The sequence below is a fragment of the Ruegeria sp. HKCCA5491 genome, assembly GCF_013034565.1.
Taxonomy (GTDB): Bacteria; Pseudomonadota; Alphaproteobacteria; order Rhodobacterales; family Rhodobacteraceae; genus Ruegeria.
The window spans coordinates 20,258-34,344 of record NZ_WQGG01000017.1; the positions used below are offsets into that span (position 1 = coordinate 20,258).

A 14,087-nucleotide genomic window follows, 5' to 3' on the forward strand; every position below is an offset into this window, starting at 1 on the left:
AGCCTCATCTTTTAAGTCAACTCTAAATTTGGATTTGTGTTACACGAGGTCGTTTTTCCACATGGCAGGATTACGAGAGCGGCAAAAAGCAGCGCGCGAGCGTCGCATTCTGGAAGCCGCATCCGCGAAATTCCGGTCACACGGCTATCGGTCGGTGAAAATCGAAGATCTGGCAGAAATGGCCGAAGTGTCGGTCGGCACGGTCTACAACTATTATGAGACCAAGGGCGACATTCTGATTGCCACCGTCGCCATGGAGGTCGAAGAAGTCATCGCCGCAGGCGCGCCGATTCTGGCCAACCCACCACAGCGCGTAGACGACGCGCTTCTGGCGTTGATTTATCAATATTACGATCACTCGCTCGAGTACCTATCCAAGGAAATGTGGCGCGCGGCGATTGCCCATTCCATCGAACACCCCAACACACCAAGTGGTCGGCGTTACGCGGAACAAGATCGTCGGCTTGCAGCACAGGTGACCGAATTGATCAGGGTTCTGCAGGGCCGGAAGCTGGTGCGCCAAAACCTAATCGCCACAGACCTGGGCACACTAATATTTGGCGCATTAAATCAGGCGTTCATTGAATTCGTCAAACAAGATGACATCACACTCGTTCAGCTCAGAACTCAAATCGCGGCACAGATCGCACCTGTCGCGTCTCTCATGTCAGGAGATGCCCCAGTGACAAATCAATAGGGTTTTTTCGCAAATTTCTTTGAAGGCAACGCAGGTTGAGCAGGAGAATCAATTTTCCTGCATCCTGTGTGAACTGCTGTAACGGGCGGAGTCTGTGCGTGAATTGACCATTGCTGATCTAGCGAAAGATTTGCATCCCAGCATTAGTCAGATCCGGCGACCACAGGGTCAGCGACGGCACAAAGTTCAGTCGGTGACTTCAGCCAGATGTTCAGTCTTTGGCAGCAAAATCAGACAAAACCAGTGTTTTCTCAAACGGCGTTTTCGCTTGCCTCGTTTAATACCGCCTGCGCTGTAACATCATCAATGACCAAAGTGCTGATATGGCCCCCATTTAGTGCAGCACGTACCGGTTCAGCCTTATCGATACCGGAGGCAACACCAATGCGGATCGGAACTAATTTGGCGTCCTTCAGCGGCAGGCTGACAAGTCTGGAGTTAAGCGCGGTGCTGCACAGCTCACCTTCGCAATCGACCAAGTGCCCAAGCAGTTCCGCCCTGACCCCGCTATCGTAGAGCTGCGACCGGTCCTCTTCGGACAGGGGGTGCGCTTTGTAATAAGTCGCATCCTCTTCGGTTACAGCTCCCAGTCCCAAGAGAGAGACATTTGCGTTCCGCGCTTGGGTGAGCACATCGCTCACTGCACGCACTGACAGCAGAACATCTCGTTCGTCCTGCGTATCAGCATGTAAGGGCGCGTGGATCAGGGTTGCCGAACCTCCCAAACCGTCGGCGATACGGGTCGCGATGTGGTTCACATCGGTATAATGCTGGCCTTGCACCCCTCCGGTCATTGGCACCACGACATTCGACGCTGCTCCGCCCGGCTTCAAATGGTCCGCGACGGCGCTGAGCGTTTTGCCGCCAGATATTGCCAAAACGTCGGTGGGTCCAAGAATATGCTGCAGATGCTGCGCCGCCGATTTTCCGACCTGATCCAGCGTGATTTCAGCGTTTTCGGTTACGGTGTTGACCACAAGGCAAGCGGACAGCGGCCAGCGCTCCTTCATCTGGCGTTCCAGCTCGAAAAGACGTTGGAACGGGCTGTGGATGCGAAATTCGACCATGCCCATCTCGCGGCCCTGCTTGATCAGCCGGTTCACCTTGGCCGTCGACAATTTCAAGCTGTTGGCAATGTCAGCCTGAAGCAGCCCCTCTTGAAAATGCAGGGTCAGGACACGGGCGATCAGGCGCAGCGTGTCGGGATCGGGTCCGGATGCGTTCAATTTTCACTGTCCCTTCTGCTCACCAAATGGTTCGATGCCGCCGCCAGCAACAACGCGGTGCCAACGACCAGAGTTTGGAAATAGGCGGGCACCAGTGTCAACATGCCCACAGTCAAAGACATGATGATCAGCGCCCCGATAAAGGATTTCAGAACCCGCCCTTCGCCGCCGCTGAAGGCTGTACCACCCAACAGAACCACAAGTATAGCGGTTAGTTCCATCCCGTCGCCCGACAGTGGGTCGCCCAGCGACATAAAGCTGGACCGCGCAATGCCCGCCAGCGCCGCACAAACCCCGACCAGCACATAAAGCAGGATCACCGTCCGCGCCGTATTGATACCTGACAATTTCGCAGCCGTCGGATTGCCCCCGGTTGCAGCGGCGTTTTTGCCCAGTTTCATCCGATCCTGCGCGATGATCATTGCAATCGTAACCAGTATGGCCACCCAAAAGGCCCACGGCAGACCAAACAGCACACCATCTCGTCCATAATCGTTGAACCAACTGGGCATTTTCAGGTCGCCGCCGGATTTGATCGCCGAAACACCATCCTCAACCAGCAACAATGCGATGCCTTTATAAAGGCTTAGGGTGATCAGCGTGGCGATGACTGGCGTGATCTTTAATTGGATCACAAGAAACCCGTTAATAGCCCCCAGCAGAACGCCCAATACAACGGTCGCAACAAAAGCCGGCAGGAAAGGTACCCCGTTGATTACGAGCATAGCATAGACAACCGCGCTCAGGCTCATGGCGCTGCCCACGGACAAGTCGATATAGCCCGAGATCATCAACAACGTGAACGCCCCGGCCAGCGTCAGGATCGGTGCCGAAATACGCAGGATGTTGATGATATTGCGCTCACTCAGGAAGTTGCCACGCTCGAACAGGGGAAACTTGTCCAGATTGGCGGTGCTTAGAACAACCACAACAAGGATCAGGACCAGATAGATGTAATAGTCCTTGAGGAACCGTTTTACACGATCGCCAGAACTGGGGTTTTGGGTCAGATCGGTCATTATGCATGTCTCCGGGCCAGAGCCCAAGTCTGAGCCATGATTGCGATGAACACCGCGATGGCCTTGAGGGTGAATTGCCAGTCAGGCGAAAGAACCAACCCGGTAGCCGCAGACGTCACGGTCGCCAATATGATTGCTCCAAAGAACATCCCGATCACTGACCCGAACCCGCCTGCAATTGCGACGCCACCCAACAGCGAGATGACCAGCGCGTCAAACTCCATCAGCATGCCACGGTTTGAGAACCCGGATTTGAATTCCGAGGCCAGCAAAATGCCAACAGCTCCGGCCATGGCCGCGCTGAACAGATACAGCTTGATGACATGCCGCGCGTTATCGACCCCCGAAAGCCGCGATGCGACAGGGTTGGCTCCGATCAGATAGGTCAACCGGCCAAACACCGTCTTGCGTTCTACAAAAACGGCCACAAGGATCAGGACCGTCATAAGCACAACCGGCAGTTTGATCGAAGTGCCGAACATGGTCATGTTCCCCAGCACACCGAAATCTGACGGCAGGTTTGTGTTACGTTGCGAGCCTTGCGTGACCACCTGCGCGATCCCCCGCGCCAGCATCATCGTGCCCAGCGTGACGATGATTGACGGCACCCGCAGCGCGACAACAAATACCGCATTGATTGCCCCGATCAGCATTGCGCCGATCAGGGCGCAGACCATCGCCAGCCAAGTCGGCATTCCCCAGCCCGAGGACAAAGCGTTCGCACCTTCGGTCGACTGCGCAAACCACACGGCCAAAACACCCGACAGTGCGACGATGCCTCCGACTGACAGGTCAAAGTTCCCCGAAACCAACAAGAACGTCACACCGACCCCGAGTGAGATCACCGCCCAGTTGTTTGTCACCAGGTTCACAACGTTCTGAAACTGAAAGAAATTCGGCACCAGAATGGAGGCTAATAGGAACAACGCCACCGCAGCTCCGGCGACAAGCGACGTGATGAACATCTCATCACTTAACCTGTTGTCCCGTGCGGCCAGCCTGCGGCCCGCAATTGCTTGGTCGGTCATGGCTTCTTTCCGCCTCCGCCGGTTACGACATTCAGAATCTGAGGAATATCGACCTCTGCTTCGTTTTGGATTTCAGCTTCAACCCGCCCGTCATACATCAGGAACACCCGGTCGCAGATGCCCAACACCTCTTCCAGTTCGGATGAAAAGATACAGATCGCGCGACCATTATTGGCCAGATCGCGGATCAGATCATAAATCTCGGACTTTGCCCCGACGTCGACGCCGCGTGTTGGTTCGTCCAGCAGCAGCATATCTGCATCCGCGAACAGGCACTTGGACAAAACGACCTTCTGTTGGTTCCCACCCGAAAGCTTTTCGGCGTACTTCTCAATCGAATTGGTCGCGATCCCCAGTTTACCGACATATTCCCGGGCAACTTCCTTTTCGCGTTCATCCTTAAACACACCGAAACTGGCAAGCTTGCGGATGTTCATGATCGGAATGTTGCGCCGGATCGTCAGTTCCGTGAACAGACCTTGCGTGCGCCGCTCTTCGGGGACCAGAGCAATCCCTGCCGCGATGGCCTCTTTCGGCGAGGAGGGACGTTTTCGGCCTAGAAAATCAATCTGCCCGTCCGCTTTGTCGGCCCCGTATATGGCGCGCGCCACTTCGGTCTTGCCCGCGCCAACGAGGCCATAAAAACCAACGATTTCGCCTTCATTCACATGAAATGAAACGTCCTTCAGAAGGTGATTGCTAAGCCCTTTGACCGTCAGCACCTGTTTGTCCGCAATTTCACCACGCGGTTCGTAGTCATGGGTGATCGCGCGCCCCACCATCATCTCTATCAACTCGGGCCGGCCGTTCACGTCCGCCAGAGGTTTGGTGGCGATGTGCTTGCCGTCACGCATGACGGTGACGTTGTCGCCCAGCTCAAAAATCTCATCCAGCTTGTGCGAGATATAGATGACCGTCACGTCCGAGTCCCGAAGCCTGCGGATTACTCCGAACAGGCGCTCGACCTCGCGTTCTGACAAGGCGGCGGTGGGTTCATCCATGATGATAATACTGGCCCCTGATGAGGCCGCGCGGGCAATCTCGACAATCTGTTTCTGCGCCACACTCAGCGATGAAACGCGCGCACTGGGGTCGATCATCGGTTCAATTGCCGCGAGTGTTTTAGTCACCCGCTCCTCTAGATCGGACTTGACCAGGAAACCAAGCCGACTGGCCTCCATCCCGAGGGTCAGGTTTTCCAAGACAGTCAGTTGATCAACAACGTGCAGTTCCTGAAACAGCGTGCCAATACCGCTTTCGCGTGCATCCTGCGTGCTGCTGGGCGCATGATCACGACCCAGAATGGCCATTGATCCGCTTGTCGGGGCAAGCGCGCCTGTCAGCATCTTGACGATAGTTGACTTCCCCGCCCCATTCTCGCCGACCAGGCAATGCACCGTATTCCGGTCAATATCGAACGACACGGTGTCCACGGCGCGTACACCGGGGTAGTCCTTGGTCAGATCCCTGACGGACAGAGCTTTTTCCTGTGCATTGTCGGCAAAGGCAGTCTGCACGATCATTCCCTTTATTTTCGCAAGACAACAGTGGCAGCGAACTGGTCGCTTCCATGGGCCAAGCTTATCTGATTTTGAATAGGTTGCTACCAACGCCGGCCTCAGTAGGGAGGACGCGGTTACGACGTTGGCAGCAATTAAAGAACCAACCGGGCTGATCAGGTCAAAAGTCGGGTATTAGGCCTGATCGCAACGATAGGTTCGTCAGGGTCGGTTAGCCGCCGAACTGGTCCTTAAGCCACTGTTCTGCCTCATCTTTCGGCATCGACCAGTAAGATACAGTGTAGGCCTTATAGAAGAACTCTTCCGCTGTGTCTGAGGTTGGTGCGACCTTGCCATCCAGAACATCCATGATCAGGTCGATGCGGCCTTGTGCGGTTTCAACCGGCGGCAGGCCCATCGAGACTTTCAGACTGGAATTCGGATCATAGACCTGCTCGAATTCGACCGAGTCAAAATCGACGCTTGCCACGATTTCAGTCAGCGGTTTGCCGTTGTCGAACTTGCCACGACCTAGTTGCGCCAGGCCGGCCATAGTACCGACGGTCAGGTTAGAGGCTTCGGAATAGATCAAGTTTACCTCGGGCCGTTGGGTCAGCAGGTCGACAATGATCTGCTTGGCCGCTTCCTGACCCTTGCTGGAATCCAGCGCGCCCAGGTTTTCAGCGTCAGGATCAACCGAAAGCACACCTTCAGCAAAAGGCGCTGTCCGACCCGAGTTTACCTCGGTGTGGTTCGGCCAACCCAGTTGCACCATGACGATCGACTTGTCAGGATGTGCCTCTTTCCACGCTTTGGCCATCTGTGCGCCCATTTCGAACGACACTGCGGCTTCATCGCTGCGTGCGGTCGGGATGCCCGTGTCGGTGATCGGGCTGAAGAACGAGGTCATGACAATATCGTCGGCCAACGCGTCTTCGACGCCGGGCGTCGCGGCCTCAGCATCCCAGATGTGCAGAGTGGCTGCATCAAAACCGCCGGCGGCGATCTGGTCGACATTTTGAGTCATGACAGCAGAATCTGCCTGGCCGTCAAAGACCACAACCTCTGCACCATATTTTTCTTTTGCATAGCGCTCGGCCTCGGCCGCCTGAGATTGGTGAAATACGTTCGACAAGTCGGACACAAAGAATGCGATCCGCTTCCCATCATCAGCAAAAGCCCCGGCCCCACCAACAAAAGTCAGTGTCGTGGCCAGCAGACCCGCCTTGAGTACATTCCTCCGCTGCATTTTCATCTCTTCCCTTTTTGTTTCCTCCAGAGCGCGGCTGATCTGAAACAATAGGCATCAGAGCCGCAATTCCAGCCCGAACCTCTCCTCAGGAATCGATGCTGAAATATATTACAGTATATGTTATTATTATCATTTTGCTTGCCTAGTCAACTGTTTTTGGCGCCCGATAAGCTTAAGAAGTTTGTGGATCCGCTATTGCAATAATCTCATAAATATTTGAAAATAAACACATAAAGTTCATTCTCTTTAGAAGGGCGTTACAGCACAGACGTATCCTGCTCAGCACAATGGTGACCGAAAAGAAAAATGCTCTGAATCACTGTTAGATTTTGGTGAAAAGAATCCCGCCGAGCTTACAGCTTCGCCAGCTTCTGAACGGAAATTCGCGCTTTTCCCTTCACGATTTCTTTGAACCGGACCATGTGCGGCATGCGCCCGTGACTGGTAATCGCCTCACCCCCGGACCAAATCTCGTGGATCAGAAATTCGGTCTTTTTGTCGGGTGATAAGAACACATCATAGCCCCGGTTACCTGCCTCTTGACGACTGGCATTTGCGAGATCTTCGATTGCGGTGCGCACCACTTCTGACTGGCCTTCTTCCGGCTCGATGCGCGCGATGATCACAATCTCCGACATGTCTCAGGCCCTGTTGCGGATCATGTCGGCCGCTTTCTCAGCGATCATAACAACAGGAGATGCAGTGTTGCCCGAAACGATTTTCGGCATGATTGACGCATCAACAACCCGAATCCCCCCAAGGCCATGCACTCTGAGATCCGTACCCACTACCGCCGATGCATCAGACCCCATCTTACATGTCCCGACTGGGTGGAAGATCGTGGTGGCAATGTCACCAACACCTTTCACAAGATCCTCTTCGGTTTCCATGGCTGGACCCGGCAGAACTTCCTCGGGCTGATAAGGCTTGAGGGCATTCGCCGTCATGATCATCCGCGCCTGGCGCACTGATTTCGCGGCAACACGCTTGTCATTGTCCGTGGACAGATAATTCAAACGGATATCGGGCTGGTCCGAGGTATCCGCTCCCTGAATATGGCAGGTTCCAACACTCTCAGGGCGCAGATTGCAGACCGAAACGGTAATGGCCGGAAACGGATGCAACGGATCGCCCAGTTTGTCAGTGGACAAGGGTTGAACGTGATACTCCAGATCCGGCGTCGCCAGATCTGGGTTGGATTTGGTGAACATCCCGAATTGACTGGGTGCCATGGACATCGGCCCCGATTGCGTTAACCCGTATTGCAGAGCGATCTTCGCCTTGCCGACCAACGAGTTAGCCATCGTATTCAGCGTTTTCGCGTTCTGTACTTTGAACACGGTGCGGATTTGCAGATGATCCTGAAGGTTCTCACCCACGCCTGTGCTTTCGTGATGCACAGCAATGCCATGTTCGGCCAACACATCACCTCGGCCAACACCCGAGAGTTCCAGAATTTTGGGAGAGTTGATCGCCCCGGCGGCCAGCAAAACCTCGGCCCCTGCGAAGGCATCATAGCGAACGCCTTTTTGCTGAAAGCAAACGCCTGTCACTCGCTTACCGTCGAACAACAACGTCTGTGTTTCTGCATGAGTCATTACGCGCAGGTTCGGGCGTTTCATCGCCGGGCGCAGAAAACCTTTCGCTGTATTCCAGCGCACGCCTTTGCGTTGGTTGACCTCGAAGAACCCGGTGCCTTCGTTACTGCCATCGTTGAAATCCGCGCGTGGTTGAATGCCAAATTCCTTGGCCCCTTCCTGCACAGCCTTCAGGATATCCCATTCCAAACGCTGCTTTGAAACCTTCCACTCACCTCCTGAGCGGTGCATCTCACTGTCGCCCGCATGGTGATCCTCGGACTTCAGAAAATAGGGCAGCACGTCGTCCCATCCCCAACCGGCATTGCCCAGTTGACGCCAATGATCGTAGTCCGCCGCCTGCCCCCGCATATAAATCATGCCATTGACCGAGGTGCAGCCGCCCAGAACCTTGCCGCGCGGATAGACCAGGGAACGCCCGTTTAGCCCCGGCTCAGCAGCGGTTTTCATCATCCAGTCAGTGCGCGGATTGCCAATACAATATAGGTAGCCAACGGGGACATGGACCCAGTGGTAATTGTCCGATCCGCCCGCCTCTAGCAGTAAAACCCGCGTCTTGGGGTCTTCAGTCAGGCGGTTTGCCAGAACACAGCCCGCCGTGCCTGCACCGACGATAATATAGTCGTATTCGCCATCAAGTTTCCGGGCGTGTGTCATGAAATTCTGGTCTTTCTGGTTAGAATGCGACGACAAGTTTGCCGATCATGCGACCGGTTTCGATGAGCGCGTGAGCCTCTTTCAGCGTTTCCGCTGACAAGCCGTTCAGTGTTTTTTGTTCGGTCGTTCGGATGATCCCGTCATCGACCATACTGGCAACACGAGCCAAAATCTGCCCCTGCCGAGCCATATCTACCGTTCCAAACAGCGAACGGGTGAACATCAGTTCCCACATCAGAGCAGCGGACTTGCCCTGCAATGCCGAGATATCCAGCTTTTCCGACGTTTCGACAATGGTTCCAATGCGGCCCTGCGGCGCGATCAGTTCACACATGGCATCCCAATGCTGTGCGGTGTCGGCGTATTGCGTGATGTAGTCCACGGTTTCATGCCCTGCGGCCTGCACCTTGGCGATCAGATCGCGATGGTTAACCACCTGATGCGCACCCATGTCCTTGCACCAATCGACCGTTTCAGGGCGAGATGCAGTGGCGATCAGATTCAATCCAGTCAGCCTACGTGCAAGTTGCAGGGTAATCGAACCCACCCCTCCGGCCCCGCCGATAACCAGCAGGCTGGCCGGCGTTTCATTTGTGGGAACTTGCAATCGGTCAAACAGTATTTCCCACGCGGTCAGCGACACCAAGGGCAAAGAGGCCGCCGCGGCGGGGCCCATCGACTTCGGAGCAAGTGATGTGATGCGATGATCGACCGCCTGCAACTCAGCATAAGACCCTGGGCGATCGGCATCGCCAGCATACCACACCCGGTCACCTTTGGTGAATCCTGTAACGTCGGGGCCCATATCAAGCACAATACCTACGGCGTCATATCCCAGAATGAACGGCTCGGCATGGTCCTGCTCGGCTGCTGTTCGGATGCGGCGCTTGGCATCTGCGGGATTGACCGAGATTGCCTCGACCTCGACCAGCAGATCGTTGGGTCGAAGAACCGGCTCTGGCAGGTCGACATCCATCAAGCTGTCAGGCGCGTCAATTGGAAGTGATTTCAGAAATCCCACGGCTTTCATGCTGATTACCTTTCGGTTGAAGTTTGAGCGCTGTCCCAAAACCCGCGCATGGCTTCGATAAGCGCAAGGTACTGCGCGTAGCGGTTATCGTAATGGGCTTTCATGTCCGCATTCGACTGGAACTCGGCCTTGCGGCGGGTCATCTGACCGATGGCCTCTTCGTAGGAGCCGTACGCGCCCGTTGCCACCGACACACCAATCGCCGCACCCAAAGCACCAGTTTCCTGCGCTTCGGCCACATAGATCGGTACACCAAGGCAATCGGCGAACATCTGCGGCCAGACAGGGCTGCGCGAGCCACCGCCAGACAGAACCGCCTGATCAAAGCTGACGCCTGCGGTTTTCAGAACCTCGATATGGCGGCGGTGCTCGAACAAAACACCCTCGAACAAGGCGCGCAACATGTGGCTTTCACCGTGCCAGCCCGCAACACCATAAAACCCGCCCCGGAACGACGCCCCCTGCCCCGAACCATAAAGGAACGGATGGAAGAACGGGTCATCCGCCGCAGGGGTGACCTCGGCCACCTTGTCATTGCAGAACCCAAAAGGATCGTCGTGATGCGCGCCGCGTTCGACGAATTCACGCACATACCATTCAAGATTGGCGGCCGACGTCGCGCTGGCCTCGATGTTCACGAACCGGTTGGGGCCAAAGCCCGACACCATGAACAGATCATCGTTGACGGCAGGTTTGTCCGAAAACACCTGATTGATGCTCCAGGTTCCTGCTATGATCGACGCCTCGCCCCCACGCACGACGCCCGAGCCCATTGCGCTGGAGACCACATCGAAGTAGCCCCCAATCACCGGTGTGCCTTCGGCCAGGCCGGTTGCTGCGGCGGCCTCGGCGCTGACGGTTCCGGCGATATCCGCCGGGTCGATCAAGCGCGGGAGCATCTCGCGCGCGTCTTCCAAACCGTAAAGCGCCAACAGTGTGTCGTCATAGGTGCAGTCCGGCATCCGGGTCAGACCACTGCCCGACATGTCCGATATCTCGCTGACCTGCTCATCTGTCAGCTTGTAGGTAATGAAATCCTTGCACAGAAGCACAGTGCCGGTCTGTACATAAATCTCGAGCTGGTGGCGTTTGATCCAAGCCAGCAGAACCGGGGTTTGCGACGGCCACGGTTTTTGCAAACACAGCGCGTGCAGAGCATCCCCTGCGGCTTCGGACAATTCCTCGGCCAGACCGGCAGCGCGCGTGTCGAGCGACTGGATGCCGACAAGCGGTTCACCCGCCTTGTCCAGCAGGTACAGCCCGTTGCCATGCCCGGCACAACCGACGCCAATAATCTGATCCGACGTGACCCCGGCCTTGTCGATGCAACCAGAGATCACCTGCCGTGCATTGGCCCAAAGCTCATTCAGGTCACGCTCCACATGTCCCGGTTGCGGGGTCGAAGACTGACCGTCCAGCGCCTGCATCGCCACGGGCTGCCCGTTTAGGTCGAAGAGCACGGCCTTGATGACCGTATTCCCCGCATCCAGGCCCAATATGTATTGGTTGTTAGCCACGGTTATAGATATCCCACGCTTCTTCGCCGCTGGCCTTATCATGGATCATCGCCATCAATGCTGCCACAACCGCCTTGGGATTGTCGTGCTGATAGATGTTGCGGCCATAAACCATCCCTTGCGCACCCTGCGCGATCAGTGCCGCCGATTTCATCAACACGTTCTTCAGTTCTTCCTTACCACCGCCGCGCACCAGAACGGGCACGCGCGCAGCCTCAATCACGCGGTGGAAGTCCTCGGGGTTTTCGGTTGGGTCTGCCTTGATGATATCAGCCCCCATTTCCGAGGCCAGTCGCACCAACGTCACGATCTTCTCGGCGTCACCATCCACCTGATAACCACCGCGCACTTCATTGGGCAGCATGACCAGAGGTTCGATCATCAACGGCATACCGTATTTGTGACAGGCCGCGCGCACCTTGCTGATGTTCTCGACGCACTGACGAAACAGTTCAGGCTCGTCCGGCAGCATGAACAGGTTGACGACAACGGCGGCGGCGTCCATTTCCAGTGCGCCGATAATCGGCTCGTCTGCGTTTTGCAGCATCGACCACATCACCCGGTGGCGCTGATCGTTATAGGGGTTGCCCATGTCGATCCGCATCACCAGCGCGGGCTTGTCCTTTTCGGGGCGCGATTGCAGCAGGTCGGCTTGCCCATAGGCACACTGAATGGCATCCGGCTTGGCCCCAATCAGCGTGTCCATGACACCCGCCATATCCTCAAGCCCGACCATAAAGCTGGGCTCATTGCAGACCCCGTGGTCGATCGCCACGTCCAGACATCCGCCATTGGTAAACATCCGGTTCATTCGGGCTTTGGTACTTACACGCATTCTGTTCTCCGTTCCTTGTTTCGTGCGGTCAGAGTTTCGGCGGACACGCCGTAATACTCGGACAATTCATGTATAAGCGTTTGGGTCTGATCAGTGATTTCCTGCGGGCTGATACCGCGTTCGGCGGCCACAAGAGTTCCCAACTGGCCCAGCAGCGCATCCGAAATCTGCCCTGTGATCGCCAAAGCGGTTCGGCGCAGGACGATATCAGACAGGGTTTCGACAAATTCCGTGCGCAGCAGCCAAATAATCTCGGCCTCGGTATAAGGGCAGCCAGCCAACAGTGGCGTATCCTTAACCGATTGGCAGAACTGTCCCACATCGTCGGCGTGCGTGCCGTAATGTTCCATCAGGTGCAGCGCGCGGTCGGGCGAAATGTGAAAGTCCTCGACCAGCCTGTTTTGCAGCGTTTTCGCATCATCGGGAAACTGTGCTCCGCCCCCGATAGGCAATCCAAGGGTCGACGTCTTACGCGGTTTTTCAAGCGCGGCCAGAACCTTATCCGTGGTCTGTTCACCAAATGCGCGGAAGGTCGTCCATTTACCACCAACCATGCAGAACTGCGGCACCGATCCGTCCAGCCGCGTCGTGTAATGACCACGCGAAATCCGACCGGTGAAATCCTGATCACTGTGCGGCAGCGGGCGGATCCCGCTATAGCTGAACACAACCTGTTCGGCAGCGATCTGAATCTCAGGAAATACCAACCGCAGTGAACCGAGAATATAGTCGAACTCTTCCGGCTCACATCGCACGCGCGTTGCTTTGTCGACGCGAATATCGGTTGAACCCGCCAGCACCTTTCCCTGATAGGGAAACACGATACAGACCCGCCCGTCGGTATTTTCGAAATAGACCATATGACCGCCAAGCGCCTGCAACAGTGCCGGGTTGTCGATGATCAGGTGCGAACCCTTGGTGCCCGAGACCATCTGCTGACTGGCTTCGCCGCCCAGGCTGCGGACTGTATCATCCAGCCAGGCACCAGTGGCATTCACGATCACCTTGGGCTGAACTGGCAATTGCTGACCGCTGCGCCGGTCTGTCACAGCATAATCTTCACCGTCCCGCGTCATTTCGGCATAGTTCAAAGCTATGCAATCAGGCGCGGCGATCTGCACATCGCGGATCATTTCGACACACAGACGTTCTGGATGCGTGATCTGCGCGTCATAATACACGGCTGATCGAGTGGCCTTGGGCGTTAGCTCAGGCCAGTCGCTGCGCGTTCGCCCTGCGCTGTTGAAATGATGCTTTGGCAGGATACGCCGCTTGCGCGTCACCCAATCATACAGCGACAACCCCAGCTTGATCGGCATCGCACCACGACTAGAGGGTTTGCCCTGCCAACCGACAAAACTGGCCACCGCGTTTAACATACCCGAAAACACCGAAGTGATCGGAATGACCGTCGGCAAAGGCCGCACCATATGAGGAGCGTTCAACAGCAGTGCATCGCGTTCGCGCAGCGACTCTTGCACCAGATCGAATTCGCCATTCTCTAGGTAACGCAATCCACCATGGATCATCCGCGACGGCGCGGCGCTGCACCCCGAGGCAAAGTCGTTGCGCTCAACCAGCAAGACCCGCAGCCCCTGCAAGGCCAAATCCCGATAAACTCCAATCCCGTTTATGCCCCCGCCGATAACCACGGCGTCAAAAACAGCGTTCTCGTGCAGCTTTGTCAGGCATTGTTGTCTTTGTTCTGACATGGTGGTCCTGTTCGTTG

The 14,087-nt window shown here is 56.0% G+C and carries 12 protein-coding genes; 1 reads left to right on the forward strand and 11 read right to left on the reverse strand.

Annotated features, from left to right (window positions below; all coding sequences use genetic code 11):
- Positions 1–61 precede the first annotated feature (61 nt).
- Positions 62–697 carry a TetR/AcrR family transcriptional regulator gene (locus GOV88_RS19335; RefSeq protein ID WP_171124731.1) on the forward strand — a complete coding sequence of 212 codons (636 nt, stop codon included), beginning with the start codon at positions 62–64 and terminating at the stop codon, positions 695–697.
- Positions 698–948: 251 nt separating this feature from the next.
- Here GOV88_RS19335 and GOV88_RS19340 read toward each other — a convergent pair whose 3' ends face one another.
- From GOV88_RS19340 to GOV88_RS19390, 11 genes are all read right to left on the reverse strand, one after another.
- Positions 949–1,923, reverse strand: a complete 975-nt coding sequence (locus GOV88_RS19340; RefSeq protein ID WP_171124733.1) for a sugar-binding transcriptional regulator — start codon at positions 1,921–1,923, stop codon at positions 949–951.
- Positions 1,920–2,942, reverse strand: a complete 1,023-nt coding sequence (locus GOV88_RS19345; RefSeq protein ID WP_171241422.1) for an ABC transporter permease — start codon at positions 2,940–2,942, stop codon at positions 1,920–1,922. The genes GOV88_RS19340 and GOV88_RS19345 overlap by 4 nt, the downstream gene beginning before the upstream one ends.
- The gene (locus GOV88_RS19350) at positions 2,942–3,970 is read right to left on the reverse strand and encodes an ABC transporter permease (protein WP_171212761.1); all 1,029 of its coding nucleotides are present in this window, start codon (positions 3,968–3,970) and stop codon (positions 2,942–2,944) included. The genes GOV88_RS19345 and GOV88_RS19350 overlap by 1 nt, the downstream gene beginning before the upstream one ends.
- Positions 3,967–5,493, reverse strand: a complete 1,527-nt coding sequence (locus GOV88_RS19355; RefSeq protein WP_171241423.1) for a sugar ABC transporter ATP-binding protein — start codon at positions 5,491–5,493, stop codon at positions 3,967–3,969. Before GOV88_RS19355 ends, GOV88_RS19350 begins: the two co-directional genes overlap by 4 nt.
- A gap of 208 nt (positions 5,494–5,701) precedes the next feature.
- On the reverse strand, positions 5,702–6,718 hold the full coding sequence (locus tag GOV88_RS19360) for a substrate-binding domain-containing protein (protein ID WP_217351022.1): 1,017 nt from the start codon (positions 6,716–6,718) through the stop codon (positions 5,702–5,704).
- 356 nt (positions 6,719–7,074) lie between these two features.
- Positions 7,075–7,359, reverse strand: coding sequence for a putative quinol monooxygenase (locus tag GOV88_RS19365; RefSeq protein WP_171126955.1), 285 nt, complete (start codon positions 7,357–7,359; stop codon positions 7,075–7,077).
- A gap of 3 nt (positions 7,360–7,362) precedes the next feature.
- The gene (locus GOV88_RS19370) at positions 7,363–8,976 is read right to left on the reverse strand and encodes a GMC family oxidoreductase (RefSeq protein ID WP_171241424.1); all 1,614 of its coding nucleotides are present in this window, start codon (positions 8,974–8,976) and stop codon (positions 7,363–7,365) included.
- Positions 8,977–8,995: 19 nt separating this feature from the next.
- Positions 8,996–10,006, reverse strand: coding sequence for a zinc-binding alcohol dehydrogenase family protein (locus GOV88_RS19375; RefSeq protein ID WP_171241425.1), 1,011 nt, complete (start codon positions 10,004–10,006; stop codon positions 8,996–8,998).
- A gap of 5 nt (positions 10,007–10,011) precedes the next feature.
- Positions 10,012–11,523, reverse strand: coding sequence for an FGGY-family carbohydrate kinase (locus GOV88_RS19380; protein WP_171241426.1), 1,512 nt, complete (start codon positions 11,521–11,523; stop codon positions 10,012–10,014).
- Positions 11,516–12,358: a class I fructose-bisphosphate aldolase gene (locus tag GOV88_RS19385; protein WP_171124751.1), complete on the reverse strand. Its 843-nt coding sequence runs from the start codon at positions 12,356–12,358 to the stop codon at positions 11,516–11,518. The genes GOV88_RS19380 and GOV88_RS19385 overlap by 8 nt, the downstream gene beginning before the upstream one ends.
- Entirely contained in the window at positions 12,349–14,070 is a 1,722-nt protein-coding gene (locus GOV88_RS19390; protein ID WP_171241427.1) for a glycerol-3-phosphate dehydrogenase/oxidase, read from the reverse strand. Before GOV88_RS19390 ends, GOV88_RS19385 begins: the two co-directional genes overlap by 10 nt.
- Between the last annotated feature and the right edge of the window lie 17 nt (positions 14,071–14,087).

Coding starts and splice junctions, on each gene's coding strand:
- GOV88_RS19335 (WP_171124731.1), top strand. CDS start 62: ATGGCAGGATTACGAGAGCGGCAAAAAGCAGCGCGCGAGCGTCGCATT.
- GOV88_RS19345 (WP_171241422.1), bottom strand. CDS start 2,942: ATGACCGATCTGACCCAAAACCCCAGTTCTGGCGATCGTGTAAAACGG.
- GOV88_RS19350 (WP_171212761.1), bottom strand. CDS start 3,970: ATGACCGACCAAGCAATTGCGGGCCGCAGGCTGGCCGCACGGGACAAC.
- GOV88_RS19355 (WP_171241423.1), bottom strand. CDS start 5,493: ATGATCGTGCAGACTGCCTTTGCCGACAATGCACAGGAAAAAGCTCTG.
- GOV88_RS19360 (WP_217351022.1), bottom strand. CDS start 6,718: ATGCAGCGGAGGAATGTACTCAAGGCGGGTCTGCTGGCCACGACACTG.
- GOV88_RS19365 (WP_171126955.1), bottom strand. CDS start 7,359: ATGTCGGAGATTGTGATCATCGCGCGCATCGAGCCGGAAGAAGGCCAG.
- GOV88_RS19370 (WP_171241424.1), bottom strand. CDS start 8,976: ATGACACACGCCCGGAAACTTGATGGCGAATACGACTATATTATCGTC.
- GOV88_RS19375 (WP_171241425.1), bottom strand. CDS start 10,006: ATGAAAGCCGTGGGATTTCTGAAATCACTTCCAATTGACGCGCCTGAC.
- GOV88_RS19385 (WP_171124751.1), bottom strand. CDS start 12,358: ATGCGTGTAAGTACCAAAGCCCGAATGAACCGGATGTTTACCAATGGC.
- GOV88_RS19390 (WP_171241427.1), bottom strand. CDS start 14,070: ATGTCAGAACAAAGACAACAATGCCTGACAAAGCTGCACGAGAACGCT.